The organism is Mitsuaria sp. WAJ17 (genome assembly GCF_014174515.1).
In the GTDB taxonomy this organism is placed as follows: domain Bacteria; phylum Pseudomonadota; class Gammaproteobacteria; order Burkholderiales; family Burkholderiaceae_C; genus Roseateles_B.
This window is the reverse complement of record NZ_JACJUG010000074.1, coordinates 1-2,555: the sequence shown is the minus strand read 5'-3', so window position 1 is coordinate 2,555 and position 2,555 is coordinate 1. Positions and strand designations below refer to the sequence as shown.

General features: G+C 60.8%; 2 protein-coding genes. One reads left to right on the top strand and one right to left on the bottom strand.

What is annotated here, in order from left to right; translation table 11 throughout:
- Positions 1 to 137: 137 nt before the first annotated feature.
- The gene (locus tag H5407_RS23370; protein WP_183106891.1) at positions 138 to 1,229 is read right to left on the bottom strand and encodes an integron integrase; all 1,092 of its coding nucleotides are present in this window, start codon (positions 1,227 to 1,229) and stop codon (positions 138 to 140) included.
- A 284-nt stretch (positions 1,230 to 1,513) separates the two neighbouring features.
- Here H5407_RS23370 and H5407_RS23365 point away from each other — a divergent pair, with 284 nt between their 5' ends.
- Positions 1,514 to 1,888 carry a hypothetical protein gene (locus H5407_RS23365; protein ID WP_183106890.1) on the top strand — a complete coding sequence of 125 codons (375 nt, stop codon included), beginning with the start codon at positions 1,514 to 1,516 and terminating at the stop codon, positions 1,886 to 1,888.
- The last annotated feature ends 667 nt before the right edge of the window (positions 1,889 to 2,555 follow it).

Below are 2,555 nucleotides of genomic sequence, written 5' to 3'. Positions count from 1 at the left end.
ATGATCCTGCTCCTGTTGAAGAGCGAGGCGGAATGCCTCGCTGGTCAACGGTGGCAGGAATAGGGCTTCGAGCGGCAGCGAGCCTGGCCGAAGCGGCTACCGCGAGAGCGGTTTAGTCCTCAGGCTGCTAGCAGTCATTAACGAGCGACTGCTCTCTGGTGGCTCTCCAAGGCCGCGTGCAGTTGCGCGCCCGACTGTGCCGCCAGTGCGTCCATGGGACTGCGCACAGCCCCTCCGCCGACCTTGAGCACATGCGTGTAGATCATGGTGGTGGCGACGTCGGCATGGCCCAGGAGATCCTGTACCGTCCGAATGTCATAGCCATCCTGCAGCAGGTGCGTAGCGAACGAATGCCGCAGCGTGTGCGGCGTTGCCGGCTTGTGGATGTCAGCTCCTTGGATCGCTCGCTTGAAGGCCCGCTGAAAGGTTTGGTCGTAGAGATGGTGCCGGCGCACGACACCCGAGCGAGGATCCACCGAATGATGATCCTGCGGAAACACCCAGAACCACGCCCACGAGGCCCCGGCACGTGGGTACTTGCGCTCTAGCGCATCCGGCATCTCGACGCCGCCTTTGCCTGCAGCTTGGTCAGCGGACCAGAGCACGTGGGCGCGCTGCAACTGCACCTTGAGCGGGATCTGCAAGGCCTCCGGCAGCATAAGCACGCGATCCTTGCCCCCTTTGCCGTGCCTTACGATGAGGGCGCGGTGCGAGAAGTCCAGGTCCTTGACCCTGAGCTGCAGCGCCTCGGCGATTCGAAGTCCCGTGCCATAGAGCAACTGCGCCAACAGCGCATGCTCACCCTGCATCATGGCGAACACCCGGCCCAGTTCCTCTCGGGTCAGCACGACGGGAATCCGGCGCTGGCTGCGCGGTCGACCGATTTCCTGCATCCAGGGCAGATTCACACCCAGCACCTTGCCGTACAAGAACAGCAAGGCCGATAGCGCCTGGCGATGGGTCGAAGAAGCCACTCGTCGTTCGTCAGCCAGCCAGCTCAAGAACGCTTCGACGGCCTCGGCGCCCAAGTCCTTCGGATGCTGCAGCCGGTGAAAACGGATGAACGCCCGACACCAGTACACATAGGCCTCTTCCGTGCGCAGGCTGTAGTGCAGGAAGCGAATGCGCTCGCGCAACTGATCCAGGAGCCGCTTGGACCGCAGGGGAGGCAAGTCGGCGGCGGGCACTGGCGGCGGCACCCTCTCAGGTGCGATTGACGAGCCCGGCATCCTTGCCTCCAATCCACCCTTCTGGGCGACAAGCCTTCGGCTAGAGGCCCCGAGGCGAGCCCTCTTCGACGAAACTGACGTTGTGCCGGATTTGTCGGCCGTTAGTGCTGTATAAATTAACAGCCGATATGCAAGAAATCAAGCAATGGCGCGGTCTGCAGGCCGGTGATGTGTCCGATGCTATGCAGACAGGCTCCGGTGTTATCCAGCAGAACTGTCGCCCTACAACCTAGTTAGGCATAGCCATGAGTTGCGTATTACGAGCGGCCGGCGCGAACTTCGACGTGGAAGCCTTCCTGGTTCAATGCCGGGTCGCGCCCCTCAACACGTGGAAGAAGGGCGAGAAGAAGTCTCAGGGCGCGAGTGCGAACAAGACGTCCGGGGTACGATTCCAAGTCAGCGACGCAGAGTTTTCCGACCTCCCTACGCAGATCAGCGATGCCCTCGCGTTTCTCCAAGCTCACCGCGAATGGCTCACCAAGTTGGTGTCCTTTCCGGGTGTCGAGCGCGTCGTCGCCGACTTCGGAACCGAGTCCAAGCCGCCTTACTGGGCATCATTTGTCTTTGAGCCCTCGCTCTTGGTCGCCTTGGGCGAGGCCGGCATCGCTCTCGAGCTTTCCGTCTATCCTTCATCCGAGTCGGAGGCCGGCTATGCCTAACCCCTCCGTCAAGGGGACGTCCCGCAAGCGGGCCGCCCCTTACGTCGAACGTTAGACAACTGAAATGCTTCATCCTGGGAAGGTTGTTCTCGTATCTACCAAAGGGTACTCACCTGAACTCGGGGCTCCTGTGTTGGCTGATCTAGTGGAGAGCAAAGTCAGCCTGGTATGTGCGGTAGGACGGGACGCGCCGGAGTGGGAAGAGGCTCTGGACTTGCTCTGCGCTGAAGCGTTGAGCAAGTCGAACCATTTGATCGTCACCACGTCGCACCCCGACGAATCACTAGAAGAGGTGTTGGCATTCGCCGAAGCCTTCCACACAGGGCAAACGCAAGAGGTCGAGGTCTTGTATGTTTAAGCGGGTCTGGGTTGCGAAACTGATGTGGCCTAACCGGTCGCTCGATCCGACTCGCTTCGGCAAGCCGCCGATCGCGGCTCAGCTTCAACGTTAGGCCGCAAAGCCCGGCGTTCTCCAACCAACCAAGCACGCTATTCGACTACTTTGGGAGGACGACCACAGTTCTTCGAATGAGCGGATGGTGTACCCAACAGTTTGAAGGCCAACCGAAGGCTTGCAGGGCTCGTTTGTGCCGAAGGCATGCAGTTCGGGGGAGGATGATGCGCAAAGCGAGTGCGTGCCTCAGCGATGACCGCTTCAGTTTAGGTT